General features: G+C 40.5%; 15 protein-coding genes. All 15 read left to right on the top strand.

The window, feature by feature from the left end:
- Positions 1–8: 8 nt before the first annotated feature.
- The 15 genes from ACLGGR_RS01015 to ACLGGR_RS00945 all read left to right on the top strand — a co-directional run bounded on the left by ACLGGR_RS01015 (position 9) and on the right by ACLGGR_RS00945 (position 19,332).
- A complete protein-coding gene (locus tag ACLGGR_RS01015; RefSeq protein WP_142944846.1) occupies positions 9–734 on the top strand; it encodes a GntR family transcriptional regulator in 726 nt (241 codons plus the stop codon).
- 102 nt (positions 735–836) lie between these two features.
- A complete protein-coding gene (gene bcbE / locus ACLGGR_RS01010) occupies positions 837–2,066 on the top strand; it encodes a bacillibactin exporter BcbE (RefSeq protein WP_410972609.1) in 1,230 nt (409 codons plus the stop codon).
- A gap of 311 nt (positions 2,067–2,377) precedes the next feature.
- Positions 2,378–5,494, top strand: coding sequence for an MMPL family transporter (locus ACLGGR_RS01005; protein WP_410972336.1), 3,117 nt, complete (start codon positions 2,378–2,380; stop codon positions 5,492–5,494).
- Between the two features lie 145 nt (positions 5,495–5,639).
- A complete protein-coding gene (gene yfmF, locus ACLGGR_RS01000; protein ID WP_410972335.1) occupies positions 5,640–6,920 on the top strand; it encodes an EF-P 5-aminopentanol modification-associated protein YfmF in 1,281 nt (426 codons plus the stop codon).
- Complete coding sequence (yfmH, locus tag ACLGGR_RS00995) at positions 6,917–8,209, top strand: EF-P 5-aminopentanol modification-associated protein YfmH (RefSeq protein ID WP_251215416.1); 1,293 nt, start codon at positions 6,917–6,919, stop codon at positions 8,207–8,209. Before yfmF ends, yfmH begins: the two co-directional genes overlap by 4 nt.
- A gap of 152 nt (positions 8,210–8,361) precedes the next feature.
- Positions 8,362–8,838, top strand: coding sequence for a MarR family winged helix-turn-helix transcriptional regulator (locus ACLGGR_RS00990; RefSeq protein WP_251215415.1), 477 nt, complete (start codon positions 8,362–8,364; stop codon positions 8,836–8,838).
- Positions 8,816–11,935, top strand: coding sequence for an MMPL family transporter (locus tag ACLGGR_RS00985; RefSeq protein WP_410972334.1), 3,120 nt, complete (start codon positions 8,816–8,818; stop codon positions 11,933–11,935). Before ACLGGR_RS00990 ends, ACLGGR_RS00985 begins: the two co-directional genes overlap by 23 nt.
- Positions 11,936–11,963: 28 nt before the next feature.
- Positions 11,964–12,695 (top strand): elongation factor P 5-aminopentanone reductase, encoded by a 732-nt coding sequence (ymfI, locus tag ACLGGR_RS00980; protein WP_410972333.1) that lies wholly within the window; start codon positions 11,964–11,966, stop codon positions 12,693–12,695.
- Positions 12,696–12,768: 73 nt separating this feature from the next.
- Complete coding sequence (locus ACLGGR_RS00975; RefSeq protein WP_048239821.1) at positions 12,769–13,026, top strand: DUF3243 domain-containing protein; 258 nt, start codon at positions 12,769–12,771, stop codon at positions 13,024–13,026.
- 131 nt (positions 13,027–13,157) lie between these two features.
- The gene (locus ACLGGR_RS00970; protein WP_003211480.1) at positions 13,158–13,949 is read left to right on the top strand and encodes a DUF3388 domain-containing protein; all 792 of its coding nucleotides are present in this window, start codon (positions 13,158–13,160) and stop codon (positions 13,947–13,949) included.
- 23 nt (positions 13,950–13,972) lie between these two features.
- Positions 13,973–14,872: a helix-turn-helix domain-containing protein gene (locus tag ACLGGR_RS00965; RefSeq protein ID WP_410972332.1), complete on the top strand. Its 900-nt coding sequence runs from the start codon at positions 13,973–13,975 to the stop codon at positions 14,870–14,872.
- A 75-nt stretch (positions 14,873–14,947) separates the two neighbouring features.
- Positions 14,948–15,529, top strand: a complete 582-nt coding sequence (gene pgsA / locus ACLGGR_RS00960) for a CDP-diacylglycerol--glycerol-3-phosphate 3-phosphatidyltransferase (RefSeq protein WP_046311022.1) — start codon at positions 14,948–14,950, stop codon at positions 15,527–15,529.
- 16 nt (positions 15,530–15,545) lie between these two features.
- Entirely contained in the window at positions 15,546–16,796 is a 1,251-nt protein-coding gene (locus tag ACLGGR_RS00955; protein WP_410972331.1) for a competence/damage-inducible protein A, read from the top strand.
- Between the two features lie 177 nt (positions 16,797–16,973).
- Complete coding sequence (gene recA, locus ACLGGR_RS00950; protein ID WP_060699024.1) at positions 16,974–18,017, top strand: recombinase RecA; 1,044 nt, start codon at positions 16,974–16,976, stop codon at positions 18,015–18,017.
- A gap of 145 nt (positions 18,018–18,162) precedes the next feature.
- Positions 18,163–19,332, top strand: a complete 1,170-nt coding sequence (locus tag ACLGGR_RS00945) for a serine hydrolase domain-containing protein (protein WP_410972330.1) — start codon at positions 18,163–18,165, stop codon at positions 19,330–19,332.
- Positions 19,333–19,385 lie beyond the last annotated feature (53 nt).

Below are 19,385 nucleotides of genomic sequence, written 5' to 3'. Positions count from 1 at the left end.
GGGAAAACATGTCGACCAAAACAGACAATCGCCATTTATATTTGAAAGTGATTGACCGTATTAAAGAAGATATTCAAACAGGTGTATATGCCGAAAAAGAAAAGCTACCTTCTGAGTTTGAGCTCTCAAAGCTTTTAGGTGTGAGCAGAGCGACACTGCGTGAAGCCCTTCGTATATTAGAAGAAGAGAAGTATTTAATTAGAAGGCATGGTGTGGGGACTTTCGTCAATTCAAGACCACTTTTTTCGACAGGGATAGAACAGCTGACAAGTGTCACGAAAATGATTGAGCAGGTCAATATGACGCCTGGCACCATCTTTTTATCCTCGCAAGAAGGGGAGCCAACAGAGAATGATGTCATTCGTTTTCAGTGTGATGAATCTGATGGGATTTTTTCAATGGAACGCGTTCGAACGGCAGATGGACAGCCAGTTGTTTATTGTTTAGATAAAATTCCGGTCAAACATCTTCCCGCTTCTTTTACACATGAAGAAGAGTCTCTTTTTGAGCTGTTTGGAAGAGAACCGCACAGCGGGATTAAATATGCAGTTGCTGACATCGAACCAATTGGCTACCACGATCAGGCCTCACCCATTCTAGAGTGTGACCCTGAAACGGCGCTATTATTGCTAAAACAAATGCACTATGATCAGGATGATCAGCCGGTCTTATACTCCCTCAATTATTTTCGAGCGGATAAATTCAGCTTTCATGTCATACGCAAACGATTTTAATAAGCAGTCGCTTTCATAGGCGGCTGCTTTTTGTATGCTCATACATAAAACTCGTCAAACTTGCCACACTATTACGTAACAGTATATAGAATTGGGTGAATGATGTTGGGCGAGAAAACAGTCAGTAAAAAGAATATCATTGCATTATCATCAGTGCCTCTAATCATGACACTAGGGAACTCGATGTTAATACCAGTATTGCCAGAGATAGAAAAGAAACTCTCGATCACTTCCTTTCAAGTCTCTCTCATTATTACGGTATATTCGGTTGTAGCAATCTTATGTATTCCAATCGCTGGTTACTTATCAGACCGGATTGGGCGAAAAAAGGTACTGCTGCCGTGTCTTTTAATCGCCGGACTTGGAGGGGCTGTGGCAGCAGTCGCCTCAACGATCATGAAAGAACCTTATATGTGGATTCTGTTTGGCAGGGTCCTTCAAGGTGTTGGTTCAGCTGGAGCCGCACCTGTCGTTATGCCGTTTATAGGAGATTTGTTTCATGATGATGAAGAGGTAAGTGCAGGACTTGGCGCCATTGAAACCTCTAACACAGCGGGAAAGGTACTAAGCCCAATTATTGGAGCACTTCTTGCTTCATGGTTTTGGTTTGTGCCGTTTTGGTTCATTCCGTTCTTTTCGATTATCAGCTTTCTCATGGTGCTGTTCATGGTAGAGTCGGCGAAAAAAGAGGAGGACCCGCCTACATTTAAAGAATTTTTAAAATCAACAAAGACCATTTTTAAGCATGAGGGACGTTGGCTTTATGCCATTTTTGCTATTGGCGGTTTTATTATGTTTCTTCTTTTTGGTGTGCTTTTTTACTTATCCGATAACCTAGAGGCGGCTTATCAAATAAAGGGCGTGAAAAAAGGGCTCCTGCTGAGTATTCCGCTCCTTTTTCTATCAATCAGTTCCTACATTGCTGGAAAAACGATTGGAAAAGAAAAAGGAAAAATGAGAATCTTTTTAATCGCAGGGATGGCCTTGTTATCACTTTCTTATATTTTTTTATGGTGGAATCACAGCTTTTACGTATTGTTTATCTGTTTAAGCATTGGCGGTGTCGGAATCGGTATTGTCCTGCCTTCACTTGATGCACTGATTACAGAAGGAATTGAAAAAGAGCAGTGCGGTACCATTACGTCATTTTATAGCAGTATGCGTTTTATCGGTGTTGCTTTAGGACCTCCGATTTTTGCCTATCTCATGGATAAAGGGGACTCCATTGTTTTCATTCTCTCGACCATTTGCAGTCTCATTTCACTATTTTTGGTCCTCTTTTTCATCCAGCCAGATGAAGAGGATGAGAGTGAACAATTGAAAACGGTTTAAATATAGAAAAAAGATGGTATTTTGCCATCTTTTTTCTTTTTTATAAATTGACATGTAAAATTTTGATAGTTAAACTAATGTATAGTAATATCTTTTAAATTATCCCAAATTGGAGGTGTTCAAAAACATTCATTTTCTGTCTTTCTTTAGGCAGAAATTGAGCTCGCGTGCTGATGATGGAGATATGTTTCTTCAACACGAAAGGACAATTGAATAGGTCATCCTGCCATTTGAAGGAGACGCAGTCAGCACTTCAGACACGCTCAAATACAGCAAATTGATTGATGAACTAGAAGGAGCTTGAAGCAGCTATGTTGCAAATAATTAAAGCAAGATGGATTGTATTAGTGGTGTGGATGATAACAGCTGTGATTCTGTTTATTACTGCGCCCGATTTAGAGGAATTAACAAGAGAAAAAGGGCAATTAAAGGTTCCGGAGGGGACACCAACAGCTGAGGCACTCCACCTATTGGATAAGCTGTCAGATAAGAACGGGAAAAAAGATACAGGTGTGCTTGTATTCTCCGAACAACATCTGTTCCCTGCGAAAGAGCAGGAATTAAAAAAAGCTTTAGCTGCACTCATGACACATGCCCCAGAACTCCACATTGACGGAATTACTTCGTATTTTCATGTAGATCCGGACATTCAAAAACAACTTTTATCAAAGGATAAAAGTACACTTCTTGTTCCATTCAAATTCGACCACTACGAAACAAAAGCTGTGAAGATTAAAGAACAAATTGAGGAAGTTTTAAAGCCCTATCATGTCTCATATGAAATAACGGGTCAAAAATTTGTGGATTCAGATGTCATTCAAAGCTCTCAACAAGGTCTGAAGAAAACTGAACTTATTACGATGATTTTTATTTTCTTTATTTTAATAATTGTTTTCAGATCGATATTGGCACCTGTTGTTCCGCTCATTACGATAGGCATTTCTTACGCTGTCAGCCGGTGTATTGTGGCTTTTCTCGTAGAATATACGCAATTTCCTCTATCTAATTTTACTCAGATTTTTATGGTAGCCATTATGTTCGGTATTGGAACAGATTATTGCATCTTGCTGTTAAGCCGTTTTAAAGAGGAGATCGGTCAAGGCCGTGATGTCAAAGAGTCGATTATCGTCACGTATCAATGTGCAGGGAAAACGGTATTTTTCAGCGGCTTAGCCGTGTTAGTCGGCTTCTCAAGTATTGGATTTGCTAAATTCCAATTGTATCAATCAGCCGTAAGTGTTGCCGTTGGAGTGGGTATTCTGCTGATTGCCCTTGTCACTATCGTTCCCTTTTTTATGTCAGTTTTCGGAAAATCTCTATTCTGGCCATCTAAAAGAGAAAACATTCGGCACCCGCAAAGTAAAATGTGGGAATGGGCTGGGCGTTTTTCATTTAAAAGGCCGCTGATCAGCTTAGGTTTAGTCGCACTTATTACGGTGCCTCCTATTTTGATGTACGACGGTACCCTTTCTTATAACAGTTTAAATGAAATTGGGAATAAGTATGAGTCGGTGTCTGCATTTAATACGATATCAGAGCAATTTGGTTTTGGTGAAGCTTTGCCGCTGAATGTGCTTGTCGAAAATGATCATAAGCTAGATAATCAAGAAAAGATTGTTATGATTGAAAAACTGACTCGTAAATTAAATGACATTGACGAAGTCAAAACAGTCCGCAGTGTCACGCGTCCTGTTGGAGACGGTCTGAGTCAGCTTTATGTCACCTCTCAAGCGAAAGAGCTGGGAGGAGAACTTGGAAAAGGTCATGAAGGAATCGGGAAAATTTCAGATGGCTTGACCGAAACAAATCTCGCCCTTCTCAAACAAAAACCAAAAATTGAAGAATCCGCTCAAGGTATTGACCAACTGATTGACGGAACAAAAGCAATCAAAAGCGGTATTGGCGAAGTCAGGGAATCCCTTATCTCTTTAGAAGATGGGGTGAGGCGCAGTAAAGATGGCGTCGGCACCATTCGAAGTGAAATCAAAGAAGCGAAAAAAGAATTAGAGCAAGAATATCGCAGCAGCGAAGCGATGCTTCAAGAGCTTGAGCGAATGGTGAATACACTGGAACGCCATGCGAAATCGAATGAGCAGCTGATGACAACCATTAAGAAAGTAAAAAAATCTTATGAAAATCTATCATTTGAAGCACTAGAAAATCGTCTTCCAGAAGTAAAAGACATGGATGAATATAAAGAAATCAAGAAAGTATTCAAAGAAACAAAAGGAATGCTTGATCAAGCAGGGGATCAAATGAGTGTATATGAAGAGGAAGCCTCTCACTTTAAGCAAAAGATCAAGCAGGCAGATCAAGTGATTCAAACCTTATCAAGAAAGCAGAAAGAAGTAAAACGCCAAGTGCAATCACTCATGGATGGGCTTGATCAAATTTATGACGGTCTTGACCAAACAAATAAGGGCCAAAAACAATTGATTAAAGAAATGCCTAAAATTGAAGATGGTGCAGATCAACTGACAGACGGTCAAAAATCCATCAAAAAAGGATTTAGCCAGCTTTCATCAAAACTCACATTATTAACAGATGGATTAGATGAAAGTATTGAAGGGCTTGAGCAGGTCAAAAGCGGCTTCACCGAGGCTGACGGCTACTTAAAGCAGCTTCAGCAAGCGCCTGATGAAGAAGTAACGGGCTGGTTTATTCCAGAAGAAGTGCTGAAACGTCAAGAATTTAAGCAAATCTTTCATACGTATATGTCTCCAGATCGTAAATTAACGACTTTTGAAGTCATCTTAAATGTGAATCCATACAGCAATGAAGCGATGAAAGGTGTCGCAAAAATTGAGGAAACCCTCGATCAATATTTACCTGTAAGTGGACTCAAAAATGCCAAATACGGTGTATCTGGTATCTCAAGCTTAAATGTGGACTTAAAAGAAACGTCTGACGGTGACTTTATTCGAACTGTTATCTTTATGTTAATTGGTATTTTTATTATTTTAATTATTTTATTACGGTCAATCGTCATGCCGATATACTTAACACTTTCATTGATTTTAACGTATTTTACATCAATCGGGTTAACAGAATGGATCTTTAAAACATTTTTTGGCTACGATGGTGTCAGCTGGGCTGTCCCATTTTTCAGCTTTGTCATTCTTGTGACGCTCGGGATCGATTATTCCATCTTCCTCATGGATCGTTTTAATGAATGGAAGGGAGAGCATGTACAAGCATCCATGATATCAGCGATGAGAAATATGGGTTCTGTTATTATTTCTGCAGTGGCCATTTTAGCGGGTACGTTTGCCGCTATGCTGCCATCGGGAGTATTATCACTTGTTGAAATTGCAACGGTCGTACTCATTGGACTTTTATTATATGCTTTTGTTGTATTACCGCTCTTTATTCCGGTCATGGTTCGGATTTTCGGAAAATGGAATTGGTGGCCGTTTAGAATGAAATAACCACTCGCGTCTCTGCTATGAGCAGAGGCGTTTTTATTTCCTATCCTTTCCTCTGATTGATATAATGTCTATTAAATGGCTGTTTCACGTATATATCAGCTATGTTCTAATACATAATAAATAGGATGAACAAAGGAGGTTTCTCATGACGTACTTACAAGAGAAGACACTGGACACACCTGGTCTTCATACTCATATTGTCAAAACAGAAAAATTTAAAACTGTGACAATTCTTTTTAAAATGCTTGCACCGCTATCCAAAGATGACGTCACCATGCGTTCTCTTTTCCCGCATGTGCTGTTAAGAGGAACAGAAAAAATGCCGAAAACAGGAGCATTGCGTGCCTATTTTGATGAGCTTTATGGAGCAACTGTTTCCGCCGACATGGCGAAAAAAGGTGAGAATCACATCATTACCTTCCGCCTAGAAATGGCGAATGAAAAATATTTAAAGGATCAAACTCCTTTACTAGAAAAAGGGATTGCCTTACTATCTGACCTATTATTCCACCCGTATGTTGAAGATGGGGTGTTTAGTCAATTATATGTGGATCAAGAAAAACGCACTTTAAAACAGCGAATTCAGGCAGTTTATGATGACAAAATGCGTTATTCGAATTTAAGACTCGTGCAGGAAATGTGTAAAGGTGAACCATATGCATTGCACGTCAATGGTGAAATGGAAGACATCGACGCCATCACAGCTCACTCGCTCTTTGAAGCTTATGAGCATGCGCTTTCATCAAACCAGCTTGATCTTTATGTTGTCGGAGATGTTGACGAACAAGACATCAGCCGAATGGTCTCCCAATACTTTAAAACAAGTGAGAGAGAACCAGTCAAACAGCAGGTTGAATCAACAAGACCTCAAAATGAACCAAAAGAAGTCATTGATGAAGAGGACGTGAAACAAGGCAAGCTGAATATCGGCTTTCGTACACATACAACAATTGCAGATAAAGATTATCCGGCGCTGCATTTGTTTAATGGCATATTCGGCGGTTTCTCGCATTCTAAGCTATTCATCAATGTCCGTGAAAAAGCAAGTCTTGCGTACTATGCTGTGTCAAGACTTGAGAGCTTTAAAGGCTTGATGATGGTCATGTCAGGAATTGAAGTCGGCAACTATCAGCAGGCAGTGGACATCATCAAAGAACAATTTGAAGCGATGCAAAAAGGTGATTTTTCAGATGAAGCAATTGATCAAACAAAAGCAGTCGTCAAAAACCAGCTGCTTGAAACGATTGATACGTCTTATGGGACAGCAGAATATTTGTATCAGCATGCCGTTGTGCCAACTGGGGAAACCCTTGATTCCTTTTTAGAAGCATTAGACCGCGTGACAAAAGAGGACATCATCAAAGTGGGTCAGAAAATTGAATGGGATACGACCTATTTTCTTAAAGGAACGGAGGGTGCTTCATGACAGTGAAAACAATTCAATTCGATCAGCTGCAAGAAACGGTCTATCACGAAAAAATGGAAAGCGGACTTGACGTCTATGTGCTGCCAAAGCAAGGGTTTAACAAAACCTATGCGACCTTTACAACAAAATATGGCTCTGTCGATAACGAATTTGTGCCGCTTGGCAAAGAAGACATGATTCGAGTGCCTGACGGTATTGCGCATTTCTTAGAGCATAAGCTGTTTGAAAAAGAAGATGGAGACGTGTTTCATACTTTTAGTAAACAAGGAGCATCCGCAAACGCTTTTACAACGTTTACAAGAACGGCTTATTTATTCTCAAGCACCTCAAATGTCGAACAAAACCTTGAGACACTCATTGATTTTGTTCAAGAGCCTTATTTTACTGAAAAAACAGTCGAAAAAGAAAAGGGTATCATTGGGCAAGAAATTAATATGTATGATGACAATCCAGACTGGCGTTTATTCTTTGGTCTGATTGAAAATTTATATCAAGAGCATCCTGTGAGAATTGATATTGCTGGAACAGTAGAAAGCATTGCCCCTATTACAAAAGATCATTTATATGAATGCTATGAAACGTTCTATCACCCGAGCAATATGCTTCTATTCGTTGTCGGTCCGGTTGATCCGAAGCAAATTTTAGATCAAGTCAGAGCGAACCAGGCGAAAAAGCCATTTACAGACCAGCCAGAGATCAAACGAAAAGACATCAATGAGCCTGAAGGTGTGTACCGGAAAGAATACGAACTCCCAATGAACGTACAAGGCTCTAAATGTATGTTCGGTTTGAAAACAAAGAATCCGCATAAAAAAGGAAACCAGCTGCTAAAGCATGAGCTTGGGATGAATCTCATTTTAGAGACGCTGTTTGGCAAAAGCTCCTTACAATATGAACAGATGTATGAAAAAGGCTTAATTGATGAAACATTCAGCTACGATTATACCGAAGAAGGCGGTTTTGGATTCACTTCAGTTGGCGGGGATACAAATGATCCTGATCAACTCGCAAAAGTATTAAAAGAAACCCTTCTTCAAGCAAAAAGCCTCATCACAGAAGAGAAAATTGAGCTTGCACGCAAGAAAAAAATCGGTAGCTTTTTAAAAGCCATGAATTCTCCAGAATACATTGCGAACCAATTTACTCGATATGCATTTTTAGATATGAGCTTATTTGATGTCGTCACAATGCTAGAACAAATTCAATTAGCTGATATTCAGCAAATTTTAGATGAAGAAATTGATGAAGAACGGATGTCTGTTTTCAAAGTCGTCCCAAAAACAAAATAAATTTAAAAAGACAAACTCAGGTCAACAGAGTTTGTCTTTTTTATGTTTCATTGAAAAAAGCACTTTATTCGGAGGGATATTGATTGACAATTGTTTTGTCTATTAGTTAAACTCTTTAATAGTTAAACACTTAAACTAAAAAGGAGCATCATATGGAACAAAATAAAATTGCACAGCTCATTCAGAGGTATGCAGACGTCTATCTCATGATGGAGAAAAAAGTATCGAGTATGATCACCGAAAAGCTTGATAAAGAGCTGACACTTGATCAGTATTACTCGCTTCGATACATCAATTTACATCCTGGGTGTACATCAACGGATCTTGCGGCTGTAAGTAATGTGAACAAAAGTGCTGTAACATCCATGACCAACCGTCTTTTTACGAAAAACTATATTTTTCGTGAACATGATCAAGCTGACAGAAGAAATGTTCACCTGTACGTCACGCCAGAGGGCAAAGATGTGGTCAGCCGAATGGAAAAGCAGCTCCAGGATCTCGTTCGATCTTACTTTGAAAAGCTGGAAGAAAAGGAAATGGAATCATTTATTCAAACATATGAAAAGATCTATCAAGTGATCATCGAAGAGGAGGCACAAAGTACTAATGAGAGCAATTATAAAGGGTAGATGGCTGATCACGATCCTGTGGGTCGTATTAGCGGCAGTATTACTTATCACCGCTCCTAATATGGCGCAATTAACAAAAGAAAAAGGGCAAATTTCTGTGCCAGACGGCTACCCATCTTCATACGCCGATCAGTTATTAAAGAAAATGTCTGACAGTGGTGATACAGAAAAATCAATCGTCATTGTCTTTCAAGAAAAGAACATTGTGAAAGAAAGAGAAACATCTTTAAAAAAGGCAATGGACATTTTAGAAAAGGATCAAGATCTCCACGTAGAGGATATCACTTCTTATTTTGAAGCGAATAAAGATATTAAAAAACAAATGCTCTCAAAAGATCAAACGACGCTCCTTGTTCCAGTTACATATGACTCAAACAAAATCAAAGCATCCGACTTTAAAGAAAGAGTCAATGAAAAGCTGAAAAGCTTAAACCTGAAATTTGAAATGACAGGGCAGCCGTTAATTGATGATGATGTCATCACTAGTTCGCAGGAAGGCTTGAAGAAAACAGAGTTCATTACGATTGGGTTTATTCTCGTCGTCCTTGTTCTTGTCTTTAGGTCAGCTGTGGCGCCTTTCGTTCCGTTAGTCGCAGTGGCACTTTCTTACTTGGTGAGTCAATCGATCGTGGCTTATTTAGTGAAATATGTAGACTTCCCGCTTTCGACCTTTACTCAGATCTTTATGGTCGCGATCATGTTTGGAATTGGAACGGACTACTGCATACTGCTTCTCAGCCGCTTTAAGGAAGAGATCGCACACGGTAAAGATAAAATTGAAGCGATTCTAATTACGTATAAAACAGCAGGAAAGACCGTCTTATTCAGCGGAATTGCGGTTCTGATCGGTTTTACATGTATTGGTCTCGCACAATTTCAGCTTTATAAATCAGCCGTAGCAGTAGCAGTTGGGGTTGCTGTGCTCATTGTGGCCCTTCTCACAATTGTACCGTTCTTTATGGCGGTTTTAGGAAAAGTGTTATTTTGGCCGATTAAAGGCGATATTGCCCACCCGCAGTCAAAAATGTGGGAAACGGCAGGCCGCTTTTCATTCAAAAAGCCGCTTTTCAGCTTATTAATCGTAGGTATCATTACGCTTCCGCCAATTCTCATGTATAAAGGAACCCTTTCATATAACAACTTGGACGAAATTGGTAATAAATACGAATCGGTCAACGCCTTCAATACCATTTCTGACAAGTTTGGACCGGGTGAAGCACTCCCTGCAACAGTGGTCGTGAAATCATCTGACGTTTTAGACAACAATGAAGGGCTGATTGCCATCGAAAAACTCAGCCGTGCGATTGAACAAACAGATGGCGTCAGTAAAGTCAGAAGTGCTACCCGTCCTGTCGGTAAAGGGCTGAGTGATCTGTATGTGAAATCACAAGCCAAAGAACTGAACACAGGACTTGATAAAAGCAATGAAGGCTTGAAAAACATCCAAGATGCACTAACGACAATGAGTCAATCCATTGAGAAACAAACGCCGCAAATCAAGTCATCTGGAAAAGGCATTAACCAGCTGATTTCTGGCACAGAATCAGTGCAAACAGGGATACAAGATGTTGAAAAATCATTAAAAAAATTACAAAACGGCATCGATCAAAACAAAAAAGGTGTAGCAGCCATTAAAGAGGAAATCAAAGGTGCGAAAAAGGAGCTAACGGCTCAAGTCGCACAAGTGAATCAGCAAGTTTCGCTGTATAAAAGCATTTCCAAAGAATTAAAGGCGGCATTAGCGCAAGTGGATACGTCATCCTCTGCCGCAGCAGATGTAAAAGCGTTAATCAAACAAGCAAATACCCAATTTAGTACACTTGAAAAGCAAATCCCGCAAGTAAAAGAAAATCAATCGTATCAAGCGATCAAAGCTTCGTACAATGAACTCTCTGCGACCTTGCAAGAAGGGGCTAAACAAGCAGACAGCTACGCAAAACAAGCGAAAGAAGCTAGAAAGCAGCTTGAAGCAGCTGATGCCTTTATCGCAAAAGCCTCTGAGCAGCAAAAAGTCTTGACGAATCAAATCGATGAGCTCATTGCTGGTTTAGACGCAGTTGAAACTGGACTGGATCAAACGTCTAAAGGTCAAGGACAATTAGCTGATAATATGCCAAAGCTTGCAAATGGAGCGGGCGACATCATTAATGGCCAAAAGCAAATGAAAGAAAAGATTGGCGGCTTTGGGGATAACCTGACCAAGCTGACAGACGGCCTGAACAAAAGTGTAGATGGGCTGGAGAAAATTTCAAGCGGCTTAATGGGTGCAGGTGACTACTTAGATGAATTGAAAAATGCACCAGATCAAGATATGGCTGGCTGGTTTATTCCAAAAGACGTCCTGAAAAATAAAGCTTTCAAGCAAGTTTTTGATTCATATATGTCAGATGATCACAAGATGACAAAGATTGATGTTATTTTAGAAAATAATCCATATGGCAATGACGCCTTGTCGACGATAAAACAAGTAGAAGCTTCTGTCGAGCGGGCACTTCCTGAAACAAACCTAAAAGATGCGTCATTTGGCGTCTCAGGTGTATCAAGTATGAATGCTGATCTAAAACAACTGTCAGACCAAGATTTCAATAAGACAGTGCTTTACATGATGATTGGTATTTTCCTTATTTTGGTGATCCTGTTCCGTTCGCTTGTCATGCCGCTGTACTTGGTAGGTTCGCTCATATTGACTTACTTTACAGCAATCGGTGTAACAGAATTTATTTTCACCCATTTCTTCGGATATCCAGGCATTAACTGGGCTGTACCATTCTTTGGATTTGTCATATTAATGGCGCTCGGAGTCGATTATTCGATTTTCTTAATGGAGCGGTTCAATGAATACAAAACAAAAGACATCCAGTTTGCCATGACCGAATCAATGAAAAATATGGGGTCTGTCATAATGTCTGCTGCTGTTATTTTGGCAGGAACATTTGCCGCAATGCTGCCATCAGGTGTGCTGTCTCTCCTGCAGATTGCAACACTTGTCCTCACAGGACTTTTACTGTACGCACTCGTTGTGCTACCATTGTTCGTACCTGTGATGGTGAAATTGTTCGGATCAGCCAACTGGTTCCCATTTAAACGAAAAGAATAGGTATCCCATATAGAAAGAAGGAATCAATGTGACGAGTCGTTGGGCGCTGATTACCGGTGCCAGTGGCGGGATTGGGCAGGCAGCAGCCAAAAAGCTTGCCCAAGAAGGCTGCAACCTAATGCTTCATTATCATAAAAATGAACAGGCAGCTGTGCGCCTCGCCGCTCATTTGGATGAGGCATTTCACATTCAGACGCACGTCGTTCAAGCAGATTTAGCTAAAACGGGCGGAGCAGATGAGCTTGTCAGCCGTCTGCCGCTCTTTCCAGATATTCTTGTTTTAAATAGCGGCAAGAGCCATGTCGGATTGGTGACAGACACAGAAAAAGACGTATTAGCCAGTATGGTGCAGCTTCATGTCACAAGTCCATATGAGCTTACTCAATCCCTTTTACCTGCCATGATCCAAAAGAAAGCAGGCCATATCATTGTGGTCAGTTCGATATGGGGAGAAACGGGAGCATCGTGTGAAGTGCTGTACAGCATGGTTAAAGGTGCGCAAAATGCGTTTATTAAAGGATTAGCAAAAGAGCTTGCTCCAAGTGGAATTAGAGCAAATGCTGTGTCGCCAGGTGCTGTCAAAACAGACATGATGAATAGCTTTACGCAGGAAGACATTGCAATGCTGGAAGAAGAAATCCCGCTTGGCAGGCTTGCATCGCCTGAGGAAGTTGCAGATGTCATTTGGTTTCTCGCCTCAAAACAGTCAAGTTATATCACCGGTCAAATTTTATCTGTTAATGGCGGCTGGTACTGTTAAAAAACGTGTATAATTCGTCTCTCCATGACAAAAGCTATGGCTGTAATTCATCTTTTCGAATGGAGGAATCGACATGTCTGTACTTGAGAACTGGGACCATTGGAAAAACTTTTTAGGTGATCGCTTAAATCATGCGCAGGATAAAGGTTTAGAAGGTGATACCATCAATAACCTTGCGTATGAAATTGGCGGATATTTAGCTAACGAAGTTGAAGCAAAGAACGAGCAGGAAAGAGTACTTGCTGACCTTTGGAGCGTTGCATCAGAAGATGAGCAGCGTGCCATTGCAAATATGATGGTCAAGCTAGTTGAAAATAATAGCTCGCACTAAACAAAAAGAGGGGTCGTTTGTGCCTCTCTTTTTATTTTAACCGTTTCACAACATTGTGCTTTCTAAAAATGTGAAAATGCTTTATGATAAAGGAAGGTAAAAATTTGCCACAATGAAGGGGGTAATATCATTTGGCAAAGCTCGAATGGTATTTTGAATATGAGATACAGGTAAACCGTCCCGGACTTTTAGGAGACATTTCTTCTCTAATGGGGATGCTTTCAATTAATATTGTGACAATCAATGGTGTTGATGTATCAAGACGCGGAATGCTTTTGCGCTGTGACCACACAGATCAAATTAAGCGCCTTGAATCAATTTTAAATACAATGGAAACGATAAAAGTAACGAAATTAAGACAGCCAAAGCTTCGTGACCGCTTAGCTGTTCGTCATGGAAGATACATACAGCGTGATGCGGATGACAAAAAGACGTTCCGTTTTGAAAGAGACGAGCTCGGTCTTCTTGTTGATTTTATGGCTGAACTCTTTAAAAAAGAAGGACATAAATTGATTGGGATTCGCGGAATGCCGCGTGTTGGAAAAACAGAATCAATTGTGGCTTCAAGTGTTTGTGCAAGCAAGAGATGGCTGTTTGTATCGTCTACTCTTTTGAAACAGACGATCCGAAGTCAGCTGATCGCAGATGAATACAGCCCAGATAACGTCTTTATTATTGATGGGATTGTGTCGACAAGAAGAGGTTCTGAGAAGCACTTGCAGCTTTTAAGAGAAATTATGAGACTGCCGGCAACGAAGGTGGTTGAGCATCCAGATATCTTTATTCAAAATTCAGAATATACAATGGATGATTTCGACTATATCATTGAATTGCGTAATAGCGCAGACGAAGAGATTACATATGAACACGCTGAAGAACCACAAGTGTTTGATCATTCTGGTTTTTCTGGCTTCGATTTTTAATATGGTAATGGTAGGTGTTTGTTTTGACTGAATTGGGAAAACGGCTCGTTGAGGCCAGAGAGGAAAAAGGGATGTCGCTGGAGGATCTTCAGACGGTGACCAAGATCCAAAAGCGCTATTTGCTAGCAATCGAACAAGGAAACTATGATATTATTCCAGGTAAATTTTACGTCAGAGCGTTTATTAAGCAATATGCCGAAGCCGTTGGACTGAATCCTGAACAATTGTTCGAAGAATTTCGTAAAGATGTTCCAAGTACGTATAACGATGAAGTATCTGATAAATTATCCAATATTAAGCCGCAAAGAGAGCTGCCAAAGCCCGCCTCAAAAGTGCTTGAACTATTGCCGACAATTTTAATTATTGGAGGCATCCTTGTGGTCATCGCCATCATTTATGTGATCGTGCAGGCGGTCAATCATGATAGCGGACAGAAGAATAATCAGGCGGCCCCTCAGCAATCAGAATCTAAATATGAAGTATCTAAGGATTCATCGCTTGCAAAAGATCAAAAGAAAAAAGAAAAAACTTCGTCAGATGATAAAGAAAAATCATCTAAAAAAGACGATTCATCAAAAGACGATGAAACTGTATCTTTAAAGGCGACGAATACAGAAGGCTCGACAACAACGTATGAAGTATCAGGTGCAGACGAAATGAAGTTAACCATTTCTGCCTCGCAAGCTTCATGGCTGCGTGTAAGAGACGAATCTGGAAAAGTGCTGAAGATGGGTGAACTAAAAGATGGCGAATCGTTTAAAACAGACCTGTCTGAGCTTTCTCAGGTCGATATCCGTCTAGGCAATGCGTCTGGAATTGATATCAAGGTAAATGACGAGACACTTAAGTACGAATTAGACCCTAAGAACACCATGACACAAAACATTGTGATTGTGAATAAAGGAAAGGAAAAGTCATCTTAAGCAAGTAGATGACTTTTCTTTTGTTCCTACTATTATATATACATAAAAAAATGCATTATTGGAGGATTGGATTTCATGTTTAACTTACCGAATAAAATAACTCTTTCTAGGATCGCCTTGATCCCTGTTTTTATGATCATTATGCTTGCACCGTTAGATTGGGGTGTTGCACGCTTTGGTGACGTCAGCATCGAAGTGACGCACCTTGTTGGAGCGATCCTGTTTATCGTCGCTTCAACAACTGACTGGATTGATGGATACTACGCACGTAAGCTTAATTTGGTGACGAATTTTGGTAAATTTTTAGATCCGCTTGCAGATAAATTGCTTGTTTCAGCTGCTTTAATTATACTTGTTCAATACGACCTCACACCGGCATGGATGGCGATTGTGATCATTAGCCGTGAATTTGCTGTAACAGGTCTAAGGCTTGTTTTAGCTGGAGGCGGTGAAGTGGTGGCGGCGAATATGCTTGGAAAAGTGAAGACATGGGCGCAAATCATTGCGATTTCAGCACTTTTACTGCATAATCTGCCGTTTGAACTTGTATCATTCCCGTTTGGTGATCTAGCGATGTGGGTAGCGGTGTTCTTCACTGTTGTCTCAGGCTGGGATTACTTTGCAAAAAACTGGGAAGCTTTAAAGAATTCTAACTAAAAAGGACGTGTACGCTTTGAAGTCAGAGAGAAAAGCAGAAATTATTGCAGTCGGTTCCGAACTATTGCTAGGGCAAATTACGAATACGAATGCACAATTCATCAGCAAACAACTAGCTGAAATTGGTGTGAATGTTTATTACCACACAGCAGTTGGTGACAATCCAGAGCGTTTAAAACAGGCCATTCAGGTGGCGCAGGAAAGATCTAATTTTATTATCTTCTCAGGTGGTCTTGGACCAACCAAAGATGACTTAACAAAAGAAACCATTGCGAGCACGCTCGGGAAAGAGCTTGTACTAAATGAAGAAGCATTTGAATCGATTCAAGACTACTTTCGAAAGACCGGCCGTGATATGTCACCAAACAATCGTAAGCAGGCACTCGTTCTAGAAGGATCTGATGTGCTCGTGAACCGTTTTGGGATGGCCCCAGGTATGTTTGTTCAAGAAGACGATACGTTTTATATGCTTCTTCCTGGACCGCCAAGTGAATTGCACCCGATGTTTGAAAACGAGGCAAAACCGCTGATTTCTGAGAAACTCGGCTTAAAGGAAAAAATCGTGTCTGTTGTCCTGCGTTTCTTCGGAATCGGTGAATCGCAGCTTGAAACAGACCTAGAAGATTTAATTGATGCTCAAACGAATCCGACGATTGCACCACTCGCATCTGACGGTGAAGTGACGCTAAGGCTAACTGCTAAGCATGAGGATGAAAAAGAAACAGAGCGTCTGTTAAAAGAAACAGAAGCGCAAATTTTAGCGCGGGTAGGTGAGTATTTCTACGGATATGGGGATACATCACTTGTCCGCGAAGCGTCCAAAGCCTTGCACGAACACGGGAAAACAGTAGCAGCAGCAGAAAGCCTGACTGGTGGAATGTTCTCCGAATGGCTGACAGATCTCGAAGGAGCATCATCCATTTTGACCGGAAGTGTGGTTTGTTATACAAACCAAGTCAAACAGCAGGTACTTGGCTGCCGGGAGGAAACATTGTCTTCTCATGGGGCTGTCAGCAAAGAGTGTGCTTTAGAGCTTGCTGAAGGGGTTAGAAAGCTGACCGGAAGTGATATTGGCATTAGCTTTACGGGTGTAGCAGGCCCTGATACCCATGAGGGTCAGCCTGTTGGAAAAGTGTTCATTGGACTATCTACGAAAGACCAGACGGATGTATTTGAATGGATGTTTACAGGAAGCCGGTCGGGCATTCGAAAGCGCGCTGTGAAATATGGTTTGCATCACTTACTCAACTTATTAAAAGAGAGTTAATTTTGTTTTTTGTTAGGTTTACTCCTTTATAAAAGAGCGTTTTTTCTAATAGAAAACACTCTTTTCTTAAAAAATCTGCCAAGAAAAAATCGAATATGTGTTCGTTTTTTTCTTGGCAAATGACGTAAAACAAGGTATAGTATAGATAGTGGAATTGATAAAGGAGGAAACAATAGAATGAGTGATCGTCAAGCAGCCTTAGATATGGCTCTTAAACAAATAGAAAAACAGTTTGGTAAAGGCTCTATTATGAAACTAGGAGAGCAAACAGATACACGTATTTCAACAGTACCTAGTGGTTCGTTAGCACTTGATACTGCGCTTGGAATAGGCGGATATCCCCGCGGCCGTATTATCGAAGTATATGGTCCAGAGAGTTCTGGTAAAACGACAGTAGCCCTTCATGCCATTGCTGAGGTTCAGCAGCAGGGAGGACAAGCTGCATTTATTGATGCAGAGCATGCACTCGATCCAGTTTACGCTCAAAAACTAGGTGTCAACATTGATGAACTGTTACTTTCTCAGCCGGATACAGGAGAGCAAGCACTTGAAATTGCAGAAGCTCTTGTCCGCAGTGGGGCAGTTGATATTGTTGTTATTGACTCTGTAGCTGCGCTTGTACCAAAAGCAGAGATTGAAGGAGACATGGGTGATTCACACGTTGGTCTTCAAGCACGTTTGATGTCCCAAGCGCTTCGTAAACTATCAGGTGCCATCAACAAATCAAAAACAATTGCCATCTTTATCAACCAAATTCGTGAAAAAGTTGGGGTCATGTTCGGTAACCCTGAAACAACGCCTGGTGGACGTGCGCTGAAGTTCTATTCGTCTGTTCGTTTAGAAGTGCGCCGTGCTGAACAGCTGAAACAAGGCAATGATATTATGGGGAATAAAACGAGAATTAAAGTGGTAAAAAACAAAGTAGCACCGCCATTCCGTATTGCGGAAGTAGACATTATGTACGGTGAAGGGATCTCAAAAGAGGGAGAAATCATCGACCTTGGAAGCGAGCTAGATATCGTACAAAAGAGCGGTGCTTGGTATTCTTACCAAGAGGAACGTCTTGGACAAGGCCGTGAAAATGCGAAACAGTTCCTAAAAGAAAATAAAGATATCATGCTGATGATTCAGGAGCAAATTCGCGAACATTACGGCTTGGATAATAACGGAGTAGCGCAGCAGGAATCTGAAGAGGCGTTAGAACAATTAGAATTAGAATAAAAATAAAATCAGTATGAAATGATAAAGAAGGCTGGGTGAAAAAACTCAGCCTTTTTTATTTTGCAAAAAAAACTTTCGACAACTTTTTCAGTACTTCAGCCGTCTAAAGTGTACAAAATGGCATTTATTTTGGGAGGAAAAAGTAATGACAAGCCCGACCCGCAGAAGAATTGCAAAACGCCGACAGAGAAAACCAAGTCAGAGGGGAAAAATTGTGCTTGTTTTTTTAGCAGTGACGATTTGTTTAACGATGTGGAATGTGCTTCATCGAAATAGTGAAGAGAAGAACCCGTTTCAAAAAACTGCTATAGCTTTAGAAAACAGTCAGAAAAAAGAAGTCAAAAGGAAAACCGCCAAAAAATCAGAAGAACATATCAAAACAGTGGACCGCAATCACAAAATCAGCAGCTATTTAAAGGAGATTGGTTTCAGCGGAACCGCCATGATTGTTAGAAATGGAGAAATCGTAACAAATAAAGGTTTTGGTTATGCAGACCGTAAACGAAAAATTCGAAATAATCCATTAACATCTTTTTATGTCGGTTCGTCACAAAAAGCGCTGATTGCAACCGCTATTTTACAGCTTGAGGAAAAGGGGAAACTTCAGACAAGTGATCCGGTAAGCACGTATTTACCTCATTTCCCTAACGGACAAACAATTACTTTGAAAAATCTGCTGACACATACATCAGGAATAAACGGACATATTGAAGGAAACGGCGCAATTACTCCGGACGAATTAATAAAAGACATAGAACGTCAGGGAATTAATCGTCAGCCGGGCGTATGGGGCTACAAGGATTCCAACTATTCTGTTCTTGCTTATATTGTTGCTGAAGTAAGTGGTGAGTCCTATGAACAATATATAACGAATCATATTTTTAAACCGGCGGGAATGACGCATGCAGGCTTTTACAAAACATATGAAAAAGAACCTTATCCTGCTGTCGGCTATAAGCTGAAAGGCAGCAAAGCAGTTACACCTTATATGCCCGATCTATCTCAGCTGTATGGTGCTGGAGATATTTATATGAGTGCTATAGATATGTACAAATTTGACCAAGCCCTGATAGACGGTAAGCTGTATTCGCAGAAGAGCTATAAAAAGATGTTTACGCCAGGAAGCAGCTCCACATACGGTATGGGATTTTATGTTGCTCCCGGTAGCTATTCAAGCCATGGTGTCATGCCGGGCTTCAACATTTTGAACAGCTTTAGCAAATCTGGTCAAACCATCGTTGTTTTGTTCTCAAATATACAAAATAACACTAAACTGGGCCAAGTGAACAATAAAGTATATCAGCTGCTGAATTAAGAATAATTCTGATCTGCTTTTGCAAACGCTAAGATGGCTAGCTTGACAAGTAT

This window comes from Bacillus sp. BD48, assembly GCF_046566805.1.
GTDB classification, from domain to species: domain Bacteria; phylum Bacillota; class Bacilli; order Bacillales; family Bacillaceae; genus Bacillus; species Bacillus safensis.
The sequence above is the reverse complement of the archived record's forward strand: the minus strand, read 5'-3'. Positions and strand labels throughout refer to the sequence as shown.

Bases quoted from the DNA above. Each gene is read 5' to 3' on its own strand.
- ACLGGR_RS00985 (WP_410972334.1), top strand. From the start codon at position 8,816: ATGAGAGCAATTATAAAGGGTAGATGGCTGATCACGATCCTGTGGGTC.
- pgsA (WP_046311022.1), top strand. From the start codon at position 14,948: ATGTTTAACTTACCGAATAAAATAACTCTTTCTAGGATCGCCTTGATC.
- yfmH (WP_251215416.1), top strand. From the start codon at position 6,917: ATGACAGTGAAAACAATTCAATTCGATCAGCTGCAAGAAACGGTCTAT.
- ACLGGR_RS01005 (WP_410972336.1), top strand. From the start codon at position 2,378: ATGTTGCAAATAATTAAAGCAAGATGGATTGTATTAGTGGTGTGGATG.
- ACLGGR_RS00990 (WP_251215415.1), top strand. From the start codon at position 8,362: ATGGAACAAAATAAAATTGCACAGCTCATTCAGAGGTATGCAGACGTC.
- ACLGGR_RS00975 (WP_048239821.1), top strand. From the start codon at position 12,769: ATGTCTGTACTTGAGAACTGGGACCATTGGAAAAACTTTTTAGGTGAT.
- ACLGGR_RS01015 (WP_142944846.1), top strand. From the start codon at position 9: ATGTCGACCAAAACAGACAATCGCCATTTATATTTGAAAGTGATTGAC.
- bcbE (WP_410972609.1), top strand. From the start codon at position 837: ATGTTGGGCGAGAAAACAGTCAGTAAAAAGAATATCATTGCATTATCA.
- yfmF (WP_410972335.1), top strand. From the start codon at position 5,640: ATGACGTACTTACAAGAGAAGACACTGGACACACCTGGTCTTCATACT.
- ACLGGR_RS00945 (WP_410972330.1), top strand. From the start codon at position 18,163: ATGACAAGCCCGACCCGCAGAAGAATTGCAAAACGCCGACAGAGAAAA.
- recA (WP_060699024.1), top strand. From the start codon at position 16,974: ATGAGTGATCGTCAAGCAGCCTTAGATATGGCTCTTAAACAAATAGAA.